The following is a 14,247-nucleotide window of genomic DNA, read 5'->3' as shown; positions in this document are numbered from 1 at the left end:
ATTTAGGTGCTAAATGTATTCATGCAAAACAGTGCTTTGCTCTTATAATGGAGAGAAGTACATCACAGAACAAGTGTTGAGTATTGATCGTGCATTTAAATTTGCGGGTGTTAATGACAATTTCATTGCAGTGTTTGATGATGGATCTGTTGATGGTACCAGCCAAAAAATAATTCAGTTACAACATCAGTTTCCTTATGGGATGTTAAGTTATCAAACCGGTACAAATAAAGGCGTCGTAAGCAATTTTATTAATGCTATTTTATCTGTGGATACACCTGAATTAGATTGGTTATTCTTAGCAGATCAAGACGATGTTTGGTGTGAGGATAAAGTATCTGAGTATTTTAAGGTTTTTCAGCAGATATCTGTAGATGTCGCTGCGATTGTGTTCAGTGATGCCGCATTGATCGATGAGCGCGGTACTGTGTTTAATCCCAGTTTTTTTCACTACCAAGGTTTAGATAGTGGTGTATTAAAAGATGACTCTATTTTGTTTAGAAATTGCGTACAAGGTGCAACCATTGCCTTAAATAGAGCAATGATTACATTGCTGCGAAATTCTTTAAATCATATTGATATTAAACAAATGGTGATGCATGATTGGTGGTTAGCCATTCTAGCAAAGTATTATGGGCGATTTTATTTTATAAACAAACCATTGATTAAATATCGCCAACATAGTAAAAATCAAATTGGGGCACAAAGAAAGAATAGATTAATGTCATTTATACAAGGTCCGAATAAATATTTTTCTTCTTTTATGAGGATAGTTAATCAAGCTAGTATTTTTATCAGCATGGATGCTCATATTAAGCCAGAACGAAACATTCATCAAACTAAGCAACTTTCTTTGCAACACTGTGGGTTGCTAAAACGATTATTACTTTTTTTGTTAAAAACTACTTGTTTTAATAAATTATTCAATATTAATAAGTTATACAAATAATAATGGTGAATTATGTTAATTAATAACGCGATATATCTTGCTTGGGCTGATACAAGAGCGAGATATAAGAAAAGTGTGCTAGGTCCGCTTTGGCTAACGCTTGGCAGTATGGTGGGTGTACTCGGGTTAGGGCTTGTCTGGGGAACGCTACTCGAAGAGGATATGGATACATTTGTTCCTTCACTGTCCATTGGTTTAATTATTTGGTTTTTGATATCAGGAGCAATTGGCGATGGCGCAACTACCTTTATTCGCCAATCATCAGTGATCCGAAATGTGGCTATTCCGTATTGGTTTTTTGTCATTAGGGCTTTGGCACGTCATGTGATCAACCTTGCCCATAATTTGGTGATTGTGTTAATTGTGGTGTTGTACTTTAACGTTAGTCTCACCATGTATGCCTTACTAGCAATTCCTGGATTTTTATTGGTTTTAGCAAATTTATTTTGGATTACCTTATTTTTAGGTATGATAGGGGCAAGGTTCAGAGACTTAGAGTATCTGATTACATCATTTTTACCACTGCTGTTCTTTATTAGTCCGGTGGTATTTAGAGCCGATCGTTTACCAGAAAATATGAATGTAATTTGGTTAAACCCATTAAGCTACTTCATTGAAATAATCAGAAAGCCCATATTAGGGGAAATTCCTGATTCCAAAACCTACTTTATCGTAGCTGGTATTTTAGTGGTGGGGAGTTTGGTTACTTATCTTTTTTATCGCCTGCGCGGGCACAGACTGTCTTTTTGGGTATGAATTATGGCTAAGATTGAATTTAAAAATGTAACCCTGCGTTATCCTATTTATGACAGCCACGGCATGTCATTACGCAATCAATTGGTGCGTATTGCCACTGGCGGTACCATTGAGAAAAATGCTGGTAATACTACCGTGATCACAGCCCTTAAAAATGTCTCCTTTAGCCTCAAAGAAGGGGATGCAGTGGGGCTGATCGGTCATAACGGCGCAGGAAAAAGCACTTTGCTGCGCACTATGGCGGGGATTTATAGTCCAGAGGAGGGCAAAGTGATTCGCCAAGGCGAAACTGCCACGGTATTTGAAATCGGTGCAGGTTTAGAGCCTGAGCTATCTGGCTATGATAATATCGTTAATATTGGCATGATGTTAGGGTTGTCGCATAAGGAGGCTAAATCCCTGACACCTGACATTGAGGCTTTTACTGGGTTGGGGGATTTTCTCGATTTACCAGTGCGCACTTATTCATCGGGTATGACCATGCGCCTGATGTTTGCGGTGGCGACTGCGGTAACCCCTGAAATATTATTGCTAGATGAAATGTTCTCCACTGGTGATGCAGACTTTCAGCAAAAGAGTAAAGATAGAATTCATTCATTGATCAACTCGGCTAAAATTTTTGTGTTTGCATCTCATAATACTGATTTAATAAAAGAGTATTGTAATCGTGTATTTTCATTAGAACATGGTCACCTGACCGAGATTTCAATTTCTGATCTCTAAGAAGTATCATGAACAGCATCAATACTCCTATACTAACTATTTTGGTGGTGGTTTATAAGCCAAATCATATTATTTTACGCCGTTCTTTACTGTCCATTTCGCATGCTATGGATAATATCCGTATCACTATGATGGTGGTTGATCACTCACCCACGCCTGAGTTAGAACCTGATAGCGATATTTTACAAGGTTTGAATTTTCCGATTAAAGTGGTTAGCGATCCTCATAACCCAGGTTTTGGTGCAGGGCATAACCGCCAGCTTTCAGCATTAGCTCATCAGCGTTATCATCTTATATTAAATCCTGATCTTGAGGTCGCCCCAGATGCGCTGAAAAAAGCGCTCGAGTTTATGGAGCAGCATCAGGATTGCGGATTATTGACGCCTTTTGCTACATGGGAAGGTGGTGAGGTACAACGGCTTTGCAAACGCTATCCAACCGTATTTGATTTATTGCTGCGTGGTTTTGCGCCTGCGTTTGTAAAGCAGCTATTTCAGAGTCGCTTGGCGAAATATGAGATGGCAGATCAGCTCAATAATCATGACGTGCTGTGGAACCCACCCATTGTCAGTGGCTGTTTTATGCTGTTTCGCACAGATGTACTGCAGCAGCTTGGAGGGTTTGACCCTCGCTTTTTCCTCTATTTTGAAGATTTTGACATCAGTTTGCGGGCAGGAAAGATCAGCCGGATTGCCTATGTCCCTCAGGTGAAGGTTGTTCATCACGGTGGTCATGCATCGCGCAAAGGCTGGCGCCATATCTGGATGTTTGGGCGTTCCATGGCGACTTTCTTCAATATTCACGGTTGGCGTTGGTGGTAATGTCAGATATCAAAAGTACAGTCTTGGTCACAGGTGCCAACGGATTTGTAGGTAAGGCGGTCTGTGAACACCTGCTTGGTTTGGGGGCGAATGTGAAAGGTGCGGTGCGCAGTAGCCCGCTTGTTTCGTACCAGGTTCAGGCTCCCTCTTTGACTGCTGACGCAAACTGGACAGCCCAATTGCAACATGTGGATGTGATTGTTCACTGTGCAGCCAGAGTGCATGTGATGTCTGATACCGCGACGGACCCCCTGGCGGCTTTTCGAGCGGTGAATACCGAGGGTACGCTCACTCTTGCCAGGCAAGCGGCTGACGCAGGGGTAAAGCGCTTCATCTTTATCAGCTCGATCAAAGTGAATGGCGAGCATACCGTGCCAGGCAAGCCATTTAATGAGAATGTGCAGAGTCCTCCAGAAGATCCCTATGGACGCTCGAAATATGAGGCGGAACAGGGGCTGATGGCGCTCGCGAAAGAGTGTGATATGGCTGTTACCATCATCCGTCCCCCCCTGATTTATGGAAAAGGGGTGAAGGCTAACTTTGCCAGTATGATGATGTGGGTGCGCAAAGGGATCCCGCTCCCTTTTGCCCGTTTGAACAATGCGCGCAGCCTGCTGGCGTTGCCTAATCTGTGTGACTTCATTGCTAGGGCGATGGAACACCCTGCCGCAGTGAACCAGGTTTTTCTGGTTGCAGATCCGGTCGCGGTGTCGACATCGCTGTTGCTGGCGACGATTGCTGATGCAGAAGGGGTTTCCTGTCGGCTGTTTTATCTCCCACCAAGAGTGATAAGAGGGTTTGGCCGCTGTTTGGGGATTGATGTCAAGCTACAACGGATTTATAGCTCTCTGGAAATGGATACCGGTAAGGCTCAGAGCCGATTACAATGGTCGGCACCCTATTCGCTCTCTCAGACTCTATCTCTGATGGCATCTTCCCATAGTGAGTCGTCTTGATGCTGGCATTTGTTTTGTTGTTGATGTTTTGTCTGTTTCTTTCAATTACCATGACCGGCCTGCTCAGGCGTTACGCCCAGAGCCACTTGCTTGACCAACCCAATCATCGCAGTTCGCATCAGGAGCCTACCCCGAGAGGCGGTGGCATGGCTATTGTGGCCACCTTTCTGCTGGCTGCCCCTTTGTTTATCGCCCTGATCCCACTGCCCTATGGCATATCCCAGAGCAGCTTCGCATTAATATGGGCTGCTGCTCTGGGGATTGCACTGGTTGGTTTCATCGATGATCACATGTCTCTCAAGCCCCGAACTCGCCTGATAGTGCAAAGTATGGCCGCAGCTTGGGTGGTATCTGCGGCTGATGGTTTGCCTGAGCTGACTTTCTTTGGCTGGCAGTTGGATCTTGCCTGGTTCGGTTATCTACTGGCTTGGCTCGGGGTGATCTGGTTTATCAATCTGTACAACTTTATGGATGGCATCGATGGCTTGGCGGCAGGAGAGGCTGTCTTCGTCTGCCTGTTCATGGCGTTATTACATTATCTGGTTGGGGGGGATTGGTTTTCTGCCGGTTTGCCCCTGCTACTGGGGATGTCGGCTGCGGGCTTCTTGTGCTGGAATTTTCCGCCCGCCAAGATCTTTATGGGGGATGGTGGCAGTGGTTTTCTTGGCTTGATGCTGGTTTCCCTGATGTTGATGGATGCCGCTTCTGCTCCTCAATTCCTGTGGGCATGGCTCGTCATGCTCGGGATATTTGTGGTTGATGCTACCTTCACGTTGCTGAATCGCTATCGTCTGAAATGTCGACTGAGCGAGGCTCATCGTACTCATGGTTATCAATATCTGGCGAGACGTTGGCAAAGCCATCGAAACGTGACATTGGCTGTGCTTCTTATAAATAGCCTCTGGCTTGCGCCGATCGCGGTCATGATTGTATTTAACCAGCTTGATGGTGTGATCGGTCTGGTCATTGCCTACATGCCGTTAGCGTTTCTTGCATATCACCTGAATGCAGGAGTACCAGAATGAGAAATGAGCTTTTACCTGGAGGGAACTGGCTACTGACTTGCCTAGGCTCCCTCTCACGTGCCAGCAAGCGTGCCGTATCTGTTGCCGTTGATATGCTCCTGATCACCTTGACCTATTGGGGGGCGTACTGGATTCGGCTTGAACATAGTTGGCCAATCGATAGCCCTTATCACTGGGTGCTGCTCGGTGCAATTATCATTGTTAGCATCAGTTTTTTTGTTCGGCTGGGGTTGTATCGCGCCGTGTTGAGATATGTCAGCTTTCGGGTGTTATGGACTATCTCGCTAGGGGCATTTCTTTCAACCTGCTTCTTTGTTCTCTCTGCGTTTTACTTCGATATCTTCCTGCCGAGAACGGTCTCGGTTATTTACCTCTCCTTTTTGGTGTTACTGGTTGGTGGTGTGCGGCTCTTTTTCCGGGCGTTGCTCAATACCACCCGTTTGGCACGTACCCAGGTGTTGATCTACGGCGCGGGTTCTTCGGGGCGACAGCTGCAGATGGCCTTATTACAAGGCAATGAGTTTTATCCCGTCGCTTTTGTCGATGACGATCCCGCTAAACAAGGATGTGTGATCCAAGGCTGTAGCGTTTATCACAGTACTCAGTTGCCGACCCTGATTGAGCACCATGGGATACAGAAGATCTTGCTGGCCATGCCGAGTAGCACTAGGGCTCGTCGTCAGGAGGTGATCAATGGACTTGAGCCCCTCTCTTGCGAAGTGCTGTCTATCCCGGGAATGGCCGATCTGGTCAATGGCTCGGCCCGTATAGATCAGCTCAATGAGGTCTCCATCGACGATCTGTTGGGCAGAGATCCGGTAGAGCCGGTGACCACCTTGATGGAAGCCAATATTACAGGTAAAGCGGTCATGGTGACTGGTGCCGGTGGCTCCATAGGTTCTGAGCTCTGTCGCCAGATCTTGCGGTGTCACCCCTCTAAGCTTGTATTGTTCGAGCTATCTGAATATGCCCTCTATGACCTACATAGAAATTTGAGTGAGCAGTGTCAGCGTGAAGAAATCGAAACAGATCTGGTGCCGCTACTGGGGTCAGTGCAGCGTCAACATCGTCTCAAAACGGTGATGCAGAGCTTCAAGATCCAGACCGTTTACCATGCCGCGGCTTATAAACATGTTCCGCTGGTTGAATTCAACATCATTGAAGGGGTGCGCAATAACGTATTCGGCACGCTTTATGCCGCACAAGCTGCCATTGAGGCTGGGGTGGAGACATTCGTGCTGATCTCCACCGACAAAGCCGTGCGGCCGACCAATACCATGGGCGCCAGCAAGCGTATGGCCGAGTTGATCTTGCAAGCCTTGACCCGTGAAAAGCATCAAACCCGTTTTTGTATGGTGCGTTTTGGCAATGTCCTTGGATCTTCGGGCTCTGTGGTGCCGTTATTCAGACAGCAGATAGATAAAGGAGGGCCCATTACTCTGACTCATCCCGACATCATCCGTTACTTCATGACAATACCTGAGGCTGCACAGCTGGTGATCCAGGCAGGCGCAATGGGGGAGGGGGGCGACGTCTTTGTTCTCGATATGGGCCAACCAGTACGGATCATGGAGCTGGCCAAGCGCATGATACGCCTGAGTGGCCTGACACTGCGTGATGAGCAGCGGCCCGATGGTGATATTGCCATTGAGGTGACGGGTTTGCGGCCGGGTGAAAAGCTCTACGAAGAGTTACTGATTGGTGATGATGCCAGAGGAACCGAACATCCCAGGATCATGGTTGCACAAGAGAGCTGGCTGCCATGGTCTCGGCTGCGCCCTTTGCTGGCCTCGCTGGATGATGCCTGTCACCGTTTTGATCAACAGCAAGTTCGCGAGATCCTGATGCATGCTCCTGCGGCATTCGAACCGACGGATGGTATTTGTGATCTGGTGTGGCTAGCGAAGCAGCAGCATACAATAACGGAGAACATCGTGAAGCTATCAGTACACAATGTTCATTTTTTGCTGGCTAGAAATTAAGTTACCTGTTTCTATAATGAGGCAACTTGGATGCGATTAGGCCAGGTTGTGGCATTTTATCGAGAATATGCCGCAATTATTACTAATGCTACTATTCTATTATTTGAAAAAATGGTGACCATTGGTTTGGTTTTTTTTTGCGAGGGGGTAATTAGTCATTTACTAGGTGTGTCATTATATGGGAAATGGTTATATTCGCTCAATGCCGTCATTTTATTGTCATCAGTTACATTGATTGCCGGCTCGGAAGTTGTTGTTCCGGCATTAGTTTTGCATCCTCATTTGCGTTGGAAGATACTATCTTCAGTATTTATTTTTCGTCTACTTTTCGCTTTTGTTGCTTTGCTTGTCACATTAGTCTACGCAAATTTTATTGTTGCAGATCAAGATGTAAGATTAATGCTGATGCTATTGGCAGTGGCGCTCATTTTTAATGAACCATTTTCAGTAATTGCCAACTACTATCAAGCTACCACAAATATAGGCATTGTTGTTGCTATTCGTCTTGCAATTTTATTATTAAGGGTGCTTTTGGTTAGCCTCGCTTCTTTATTTTCATCTTATTTCATCATCTATTCAAGCAGGGCAATAGAAGCAATGTTATTAGCTATTTCTCTGAGCTTTGTTATTTATTTTAGAGGTGGCATCTGGGACTGGCATAAAAAAGTGGCAGTGGTAATGCTAAGTCGAGGTAGTGCGCTTTGGGTACCATTAATGCTGATGCTGATTTATATGAGAGTTGATCGTTTCTTCATCGAGCATTACTTAGGGTATGAACAACTAGCCATGTATGGTGTAGCTAGTCAAATGCTCGAGCAGGGTGTACTTGTACTTGGTATAGTTGTGCAGTCGATAGCGCCAATGATGTTATATGGACGCAGAGTAAAAAAAATACATACGGTGTGTTTAGGGGTGTTATTAGTTGCATGTGCCTTGCAATTAATGGGTTGGTTATGGCTATATGAAATTGTCTATTTTATATTTGGTAAACATTATGAACCAGCAGCAGACTTAGCCATTATGATGTTACCTGCGCTTTCTTTTTTCGCTGTGGATAGCGTTTTAATGCAACGATTATACCGTGACAAAAAATATTTTTTGATAATGTACAAGTGGTTATTTTTATCAATTGTCAGCATATTCAACTATTGGCTGTTGCTAAAAATATTTCGTTCTGGGGACATATACATCGTTTACATAGTTAATGCTTTTTTGATGATGGCGGCGACGATGTCGATATACTTCATTCATCAATATAAAAGTTGCGTGTGTAAGGTCGTGCAATGATCACAATAATGACGCCAACTTATAATAGAGCATATGTTTTACCAAGGTTGTATGACAGTTTATGTCAGCAGACAAGGCGGGACTTTGAATGGCTCGTAATCGATGACGGTAGCACTGATGGTACCGCCGATCTTATTTTTGACTATAGAGTTAAATCTGACTTTTCTATCAGTTATTTTTATAGAGAAAACGGAGGGAAGCATCGCGCTATAAATGAAGGTGTGGTTCATGCGACAGGAGATTGGATTATTATTGTGGATAGTGATGACTTATTAACTGGTGATGCTGTTGCCAAGTTATATGATGTTATGAATCATATTGGCTCGGAATTTGTTGGAATGTGTTTTAGAAGAGCGACGTTATCTGGTCACATAATTGGTATCTCCGGCGCAGCATTGAACAAGTCAATGGTAATGCAGCCCATCATGGCTGGGCATGTGTTAAAAGGTGACTTGGCTTATGTTTTTCGCACTAATGTTATGCGTGAATTTCCTTTTCCAGAGTACTCGAACGAAAAGTTTGTACCAGAGCTATATATATGGAATAAAATTTCCGATATAGGTAAGATAAATTTTTATGTAGATCAGGTAATATACTTGTGTGAATATCTTCCTGATGGCTATACCTCAAATTTTAAAAAAAATCTAAGAAGTAATCCATGTGGTTTTGGTTTGTTTTATCGAGACCAAGTGATCCGAGATTCTCGATTGTTCGGCAAGGTTAAAGCATGTATCAGAAGTCTCCAGTGTATTCTTTACTGTTGGTTGAAGAAATAGCATGAAAATTGCGATGATAATCACTGGTCTTGGTATAGGGGGCGCTGAACGACAAGTGTGCGATTTGGCAGATCAACTTATTAGGTTGGGCCACCATATATTAATTATCTCGATGACCGGTGAAATTAGCAATCGCCCACATTCGACTGCAGCAGACATCGTTTCACTGCAGATGAGGAAAACTCCATTTAGTGTTTTCAAAGCATACTGGCAGGCGATCAGGTTACTTAATCAATATAAACCGGATGTGGTGCATAGCCATATGGTGCATGCAAATATTTTTGCTCGGTTATTACGATTATTTGTATCATTTCCGAAACTTATCTGCTCTGCGCATAGTGTTAATGAGGGTAGAGGGTGGCGGATATTGGCATACCGGTTTACCGAAATGTTGTGTGATCTTAACACAAATGTGAGTCAAGAGGCAGTTGAGGCGTTTATTAAACAAGGTGCGGTATCTGCCGGGCGAATGAAAGTCATGTATAACGGTATTGATACGGAACGTTTTTATTTTAACGCCACAGTCAGAAATAAATTACGCTCTCAGCTTGGGATTGATGACAATAACATATTGTTAATTTCGGTAGGTAGACTGACCGCTGCCAAGGACTATACAAATTTGCTTGCCGCATTTGCGATGTTATCTTCGAGATTCAATAATGTTAAGTTGGTCATTATAGGTGAGGGTGAGCAAAAAGAATACTTAACCACAATCGCTAGCGCACAAGGAATTAGCGAGCGAATTCATTTCTTGGGGCTGCGCAATGATGTTGAAGATTGGATGAGTGCTGCAGATATATTTGTGTTGTCATCATCTTGGGAGGGGTTTGGTTTAGTTGTGGCTGAGGCTATGGCTACTGAGCGGGTAGTGGTTGCCACCGATTGTGGTGGAGTGAGGGAAGTGGTTGGCTCTGCTGGATTGCTTGTCCCCTCTAAAAATAGTCAGCAGCTATTTACCGCGATTGAGCAGGCTATGATGCTCTCGCCGCTTGAGAGAGAGGTGATGACCAAGGAGGCTCGGACTCGGGTTATTAACCATTATTCAATAGAGACTATCTGTCTGCGTTGGTTAAATTTGTACCAGGACTACACATGAGCAAACATCTTTGTATGGTGAGCAATACAGCGTGGTCAATGTGGAATTTTCGCCGCGGATTATTATCTGCACTTATACAACATGGATATCGCATAACCATTATTGCTCCACCTGATAATACAGTTTTTTCGCTTTGTGATTTGGGGTGTTCATTTATTCCGTTGGTTCTATCTCCTAAAGGAGTCAACCCAATTATTGAGCTAAAAGTAATATTTGATTTCGTGAGGATATATAAGAGAGTTAATGCGGATTTAATTATCCATTATACGGTAAAACCAAATATATATGGTTCTTTTGCTGCACATCTTTGTCGCACACCTGCCTTGGCTATAACCACTGGGTTAGGATATGCCTTTATGAATGATGGTTGGGTGCCTAAAGTAGTAAGATTGCTTTATAAATTCGCTTTTAAATATCCTAAGCTAGTCATTTTCTTAAATGAAGATGATCGCCTGGAATTTGTATCAAGACAGTTGGTAGATGAAAGAAAGACTTTGTTACTGCCTGGTGAGGGCGTTGATTTGAGTTTTTTTTCTCCTTCAGAAAAATTTGCTGAAGATGACTCGGTTAGTTTTTTGCTCATTGCGCGGTTGTTATGGGATAAGGGGGTGGGAGAATATGTTGCTGCTGCAAAGCAGATTCACATTAGCCATCCAAACATAAAGTTTAAATTGTTAGGCGATGTTCAGGCTGATAACCCACGAGCGATTGGATATGCACAGTTGCATGAATGGATCAATGAAGGTGTGCTGGAATATCTCGGTACTACACATGATGTTAGGCCTATAATAATGGAAAGTGATTGTATTGTGTTACCTTCTTATCGCGAAGGATTGCCAAGAACTATGATCGAAGCTGCTGCAATGGCAAAGCCAATTATTGTTACCGATGTTCCTGGATGTAGAGATGTACTGCTACATGAGAAAACCGGGTTACTCTGTCAAGCTAGAAATGTTTCATCATTGACTGATGCGATGATGACATTCATACGAATGACTACAGCTCAAAGAACCTTGATGGGTAATGCTGGGAGGCAATTAGTCAGTGCCAGATTCGATGAAAAAAAAATCATTGGCATATATTTTGATATCATATCGATGGCGCTCACCTCTGTGGTTGATAACTAAATGAGTTTTTCATGATAAATAATAGCTATTATCCATATGGTGGCCGTTGGTATGACCTTGTACGGTTTAATTATACAATAATGTTCTTTTTTACATCCTTGGTATCAACATTACTACCTGCATTTTTGTTTTGGGGAGGGGATTTTTGGAATTTCCTTGATGATGTAAAAATAAATTCACTTTTAGGCATCTTTATAACATGTATTACTGCTGGTTTTTTCCTGAGTCGAGTGCTGTGCTATCCTGGAGTTAATGCTTTATCTTATATGATTCCAACAGTAACCGCAGTGTATGGAATGTTATTCGGTGTGTTGCTGCTGTTTCGTCTTGAGTATAGTAGGCCAGTAATTATAAACTCGTATATATTGGCTTTAGTATCTTGCTGGCTTATTTATTACTTAGGGGCACGATCTGGCAAGGTTAAGTATTCTATCATCCCGGTTGGTAATTATCAGAAACTGTGTGCCTTGACTGCTGTCGAATGGAATATTCTTCACAAACCTGATTTTTCTCTGTTTTGTGGTAATGCCGTAGTTGCTGACTTTCACTCATCTGATTTGACGAGTGAATGGCAAAAATTATTAACTGATTTCGTTTTGTTAGGGATACCTATCTATCACAGCAAAACTATATATGCATCATTAACAGGCCGAGTGAGCGTTGAGCAATTATATGAAAATGACTTGGGTTCCGCTATTCCCTCGTTGTTTTATTTTTTTTTAAAAAGACTTGCTGATCTTTTGATTGTTATAATTGCACTCCCCTTTTTTATGCCGGTGTTACTTATAACGGCAATATTAATAAAGCTAGAAAGTTCTGGCCCTGTTTTCTTTAAGCAAAAGAGAGTTGGGCTGGGTAATAAAGATTTTTTAATGTATAAATTTCGTAGTATGCATGACAGTTCATCATTAGACAATGCATATTTTGCTCAGGAGGCTGATAAACGGATTACTCGTGTTGGTAATTTTATTCGTAAATATAGAGTTGATGAGCTCCCGCAATTTTTTAATGTTCTTAAAGGGGATATGAGCTTGATTGGTCCACGGCCTGAACAGCGTTTTTTTGTGGAGAGGTTTGAGTCTGAATTACCATTCTATATGTATCGTCATATGGTCCGTCCTGGTATAAGTGGGTGGGCTCAGGTGATGCATGGCTACTCAGCTGATACAGATAGTACTCGTATAAAGTTAGAATATGACTTTTATTATATTAGGAACTTTTCGCTGTGGCTTGATTTATTAATAGTGTTCAAAACTATTAAAACAATGTTGACAGGGTTCGGGGCTCGTTGAGTATATGGAAATAATATATGGGTAATTTATATTGGATTGTATGTACAGATCTAGTTGGCGTTGTTGCGGCGTTGTTTCCCAAATCAGCCAGCAAGTTGTAGTGGTCAACTAAATCGGTCAACTAAATCCGGACACTTGGTTAGGCCGAGCTTCGGCTTTTGCTGGCGCGATCCCGTCATTGTGTTGATGTGGACGCCGCCAGTTGTAGTAATCCATCAGGTAATAGCTGATATCCCGCTTTGCTTCCCACAGGTTCATATATCCCGTTGTCGGGAGCCACTCTGACTTCAGGCTCCTGAACAGCCGAGCCATCGGTGCGTTATCCCAGCAGTTGCCACGCCGACTCATGCTCTGGGTCATGCGATAGCGCCACAGTCGTTGCCGAAATGCCCGGCTACCATATAGGCTGCCCTGGTCGGAGTAAAACAGCACACCGGATGGGCAACCCCGCTGCTGATAGGCCATCTCCAGCGCTTTGATTGCCAATTCTGCATCAGGCTTGTCAGACATTGCCCAGCCCACGACCCGTCGGGTATGCAGGTCGAGCACTGCGGCCAGGTAATACCAACGACACGCGGCCCAGACGTAGGTGATATCGCCACACCACACCGATTGGCTTGCTGGACATCAAATTCACGGGCCAGCAGATTGGGGATATCCGGTCGCTCAGACCGGGCGACCTGATAGCGATGAGCGCCCGGTTGCTTGGATACCAGACCGGCTTCCTTCATCAGACTGCGCACTTTGAATCGGCCAACCAGATGCCCCAGCTCCCGCATCATCGACATCAAGGCGAGGCTGCCCGCTGAGTTGCGGCTTTCTTTGAACAAACGGCGCAACTCGCTGCGTTGCTGCATCCGCTCACGGTTAATCGTCCGCTTGCGGGCCAGATTGTCGTAAAAACAGGATGTTGGAACATCGAAAGCGCAGCAGACCAGAGTGATGGGGGCTTGCTCTCTTAATCGGTCTATCAGCGCGTACGTGTGAACTCGTCCGTCATCAAGAGAGCCGTAGCCTTTTTTAGAATGTCCTTCTCGCGCTCGAGCCGATTGATGCGGGCTTCAAGCTCCTGGATTTTCTGCTGCTCCGGGGTCAGCGCTTTGCCGATTGGGGTGGAGCCGGTTCGTTCGGATTGAAGCTGCTGAACCCAGCGGCGAAGTACGGTTTCACCAACATCCAGTGAACGGCTGGCTTCGGGGACTGAATACCCCTGGTCGAGCACCAGGGATGCGGCTTCGAGTTTGAATTCAGCAGTAAATGAGCGACGTAATCTTGTCATTGAACACCTCGAGTCATGGTGGCGACTGTACCACCTAAAATGGTGTCCGGGATGATTAGACCACTACAGGCTGAGTTTGCGACGTGCTACTTTCTCGTTGGTGGTCATACGGTGACTCCGGATAACACGGTAGGGGTACCGTTTTGTTATCCGGTTTGAAGCCGTATGACCACTCCCT

At 44.2% G+C, this 14,247-nt stretch carries 12 protein-coding genes and 1 pseudogene; 12 read left to right on the top strand and 1 reads right to left on the bottom strand.

Features of this window, described 5'->3' with window-relative positions:
* Positions 1–13 precede the first annotated feature (13 nt).
* Genes I6L45_RS19500 through I6L45_RS19445 form a run of 12 tightly spaced genes read left to right on the top strand, consistent with a single transcriptional unit; the run spans position 14 to position 12,790 of the window.
* Positions 14–949: a glycosyltransferase gene (locus tag I6L45_RS19500; protein ID WP_216983015.1), complete on the top strand. Its 936-nt coding sequence runs from the start codon at positions 14–16 to the stop codon at positions 947–949.
* Between the two features lie 12 nt (positions 950–961).
* The gene (locus tag I6L45_RS19495) at positions 962–1,705 is read left to right on the top strand and encodes an ABC transporter permease (RefSeq protein ID WP_216983014.1); all 744 of its coding nucleotides are present in this window, start codon (positions 962–964) and stop codon (positions 1,703–1,705) included.
* Between the two features lie 3 nt (positions 1,706–1,708).
* Positions 1,709–2,428, top strand: a complete 720-nt coding sequence (locus I6L45_RS19490; protein ID WP_216983013.1) for an ABC transporter ATP-binding protein — start codon at positions 1,709–1,711, stop codon at positions 2,426–2,428.
* Between the two features lie 8 nt (positions 2,429–2,436).
* Positions 2,437–3,249: a glycosyltransferase gene (locus I6L45_RS19485; protein WP_216983012.1), complete on the top strand. Its 813-nt coding sequence runs from the start codon at positions 2,437–2,439 to the stop codon at positions 3,247–3,249.
* Positions 3,249–4,205, top strand: a complete 957-nt coding sequence (locus I6L45_RS19480; protein WP_216983011.1) for an NAD-dependent epimerase/dehydratase family protein — start codon at positions 3,249–3,251, stop codon at positions 4,203–4,205. Before I6L45_RS19485 ends, I6L45_RS19480 begins: the two co-directional genes overlap by 1 nt.
* Entirely contained in the window at positions 4,205–5,230 is a 1,026-nt protein-coding gene (locus tag I6L45_RS19475; protein WP_216983010.1) for a glycosyltransferase family 4 protein, read from the top strand. The genes I6L45_RS19480 and I6L45_RS19475 overlap by 1 nt, the downstream gene beginning before the upstream one ends.
* Positions 5,227–7,212, top strand: a complete 1,986-nt coding sequence (locus I6L45_RS19470) for a nucleoside-diphosphate sugar epimerase/dehydratase (RefSeq protein ID WP_216983009.1) — start codon at positions 5,227–5,229, stop codon at positions 7,210–7,212. Before I6L45_RS19475 ends, I6L45_RS19470 begins: the two co-directional genes overlap by 4 nt.
* A 30-nt stretch (positions 7,213–7,242) precedes the next feature.
* Positions 7,243–8,499, top strand: a complete 1,257-nt coding sequence (locus tag I6L45_RS19465; RefSeq protein ID WP_216983008.1) for a lipopolysaccharide biosynthesis protein — start codon at positions 7,243–7,245, stop codon at positions 8,497–8,499.
* Entirely contained in the window at positions 8,496–9,275 is a 780-nt protein-coding gene (locus I6L45_RS19460; RefSeq protein ID WP_216983007.1) for a glycosyltransferase family A protein, read from the top strand. The genes I6L45_RS19465 and I6L45_RS19460 overlap by 4 nt, the downstream gene beginning before the upstream one ends.
* 1 nt (position 9,276) lies before the next feature.
* Entirely contained in the window at positions 9,277–10,371 is a 1,095-nt protein-coding gene (locus tag I6L45_RS19455) for a glycosyltransferase (protein WP_254204351.1), read from the top strand.
* Complete coding sequence (locus I6L45_RS19450; protein ID WP_216983006.1) at positions 10,368–11,498, top strand: glycosyltransferase family 4 protein; 1,131 nt, start codon at positions 10,368–10,370, stop codon at positions 11,496–11,498. Before I6L45_RS19455 ends, I6L45_RS19450 begins: the two co-directional genes overlap by 4 nt.
* A gap of 11 nt (positions 11,499–11,509) precedes the next feature.
* Positions 11,510–12,790, top strand: a complete 1,281-nt coding sequence (locus I6L45_RS19445; protein ID WP_216983005.1) for a sugar transferase — start codon at positions 11,510–11,512, stop codon at positions 12,788–12,790.
* 117 nt (positions 12,791–12,907) lie between these two features.
* Here the strand turns inward: I6L45_RS19445 and I6L45_RS19440 are convergent.
* Positions 12,908–14,069 (bottom strand): annotated as a pseudogene (locus tag I6L45_RS19440) (IS3 family transposase).
* Positions 14,070–14,247 lie beyond the last annotated feature (178 nt).

Origin of the sequence: Aeromonas sp. FDAARGOS 1415, from assembly GCF_019048365.1 — a bacterium.
Taxonomy (GTDB): domain Bacteria; phylum Pseudomonadota; class Gammaproteobacteria; order Enterobacterales; family Aeromonadaceae; genus Aeromonas; species Aeromonas taiwanensis.
Note: the sequence above shows the minus strand (reverse complement) of the source record. Positions and strands in the feature narration are given on the sequence as shown.

What these genes read in the sequence shown, in the direction of transcription:
- I6L45_RS19500 (WP_216983015.1), top strand. Translation starts at nt 14, where the DNA reads ATGTATTCATGCAAAACAGTGCTTTGCTCTTATAATGGAGAGAAGTAC.
- I6L45_RS19495 (WP_216983014.1), top strand. Translation starts at nt 962, where the DNA reads ATGTTAATTAATAACGCGATATATCTTGCTTGGGCTGATACAAGAGCG.
- I6L45_RS19490 (WP_216983013.1), top strand. Translation starts at nt 1,709, where the DNA reads ATGGCTAAGATTGAATTTAAAAATGTAACCCTGCGTTATCCTATTTAT.
- I6L45_RS19485 (WP_216983012.1), top strand. Translation starts at nt 2,437, where the DNA reads ATGAACAGCATCAATACTCCTATACTAACTATTTTGGTGGTGGTTTAT.
- I6L45_RS19480 (WP_216983011.1), top strand. Translation starts at nt 3,249, where the DNA reads ATGTCAGATATCAAAAGTACAGTCTTGGTCACAGGTGCCAACGGATTT.
- I6L45_RS19475 (WP_216983010.1), top strand. Translation starts at nt 4,205, where the DNA reads ATGCTGGCATTTGTTTTGTTGTTGATGTTTTGTCTGTTTCTTTCAATT.
- I6L45_RS19470 (WP_216983009.1), top strand. Translation starts at nt 5,227, where the DNA reads ATGAGAAATGAGCTTTTACCTGGAGGGAACTGGCTACTGACTTGCCTA.
- I6L45_RS19465 (WP_216983008.1), top strand. Translation starts at nt 7,243, where the DNA reads ATGCGATTAGGCCAGGTTGTGGCATTTTATCGAGAATATGCCGCAATT.
- I6L45_RS19460 (WP_216983007.1), top strand. Translation starts at nt 8,496, where the DNA reads ATGATCACAATAATGACGCCAACTTATAATAGAGCATATGTTTTACCA.
- I6L45_RS19455 (WP_254204351.1), top strand. Translation starts at nt 9,277, where the DNA reads ATGAAAATTGCGATGATAATCACTGGTCTTGGTATAGGGGGCGCTGAA.
- I6L45_RS19450 (WP_216983006.1), top strand. Translation starts at nt 10,368, where the DNA reads ATGAGCAAACATCTTTGTATGGTGAGCAATACAGCGTGGTCAATGTGG.
- I6L45_RS19445 (WP_216983005.1), top strand. Translation starts at nt 11,510, where the DNA reads ATGATAAATAATAGCTATTATCCATATGGTGGCCGTTGGTATGACCTT.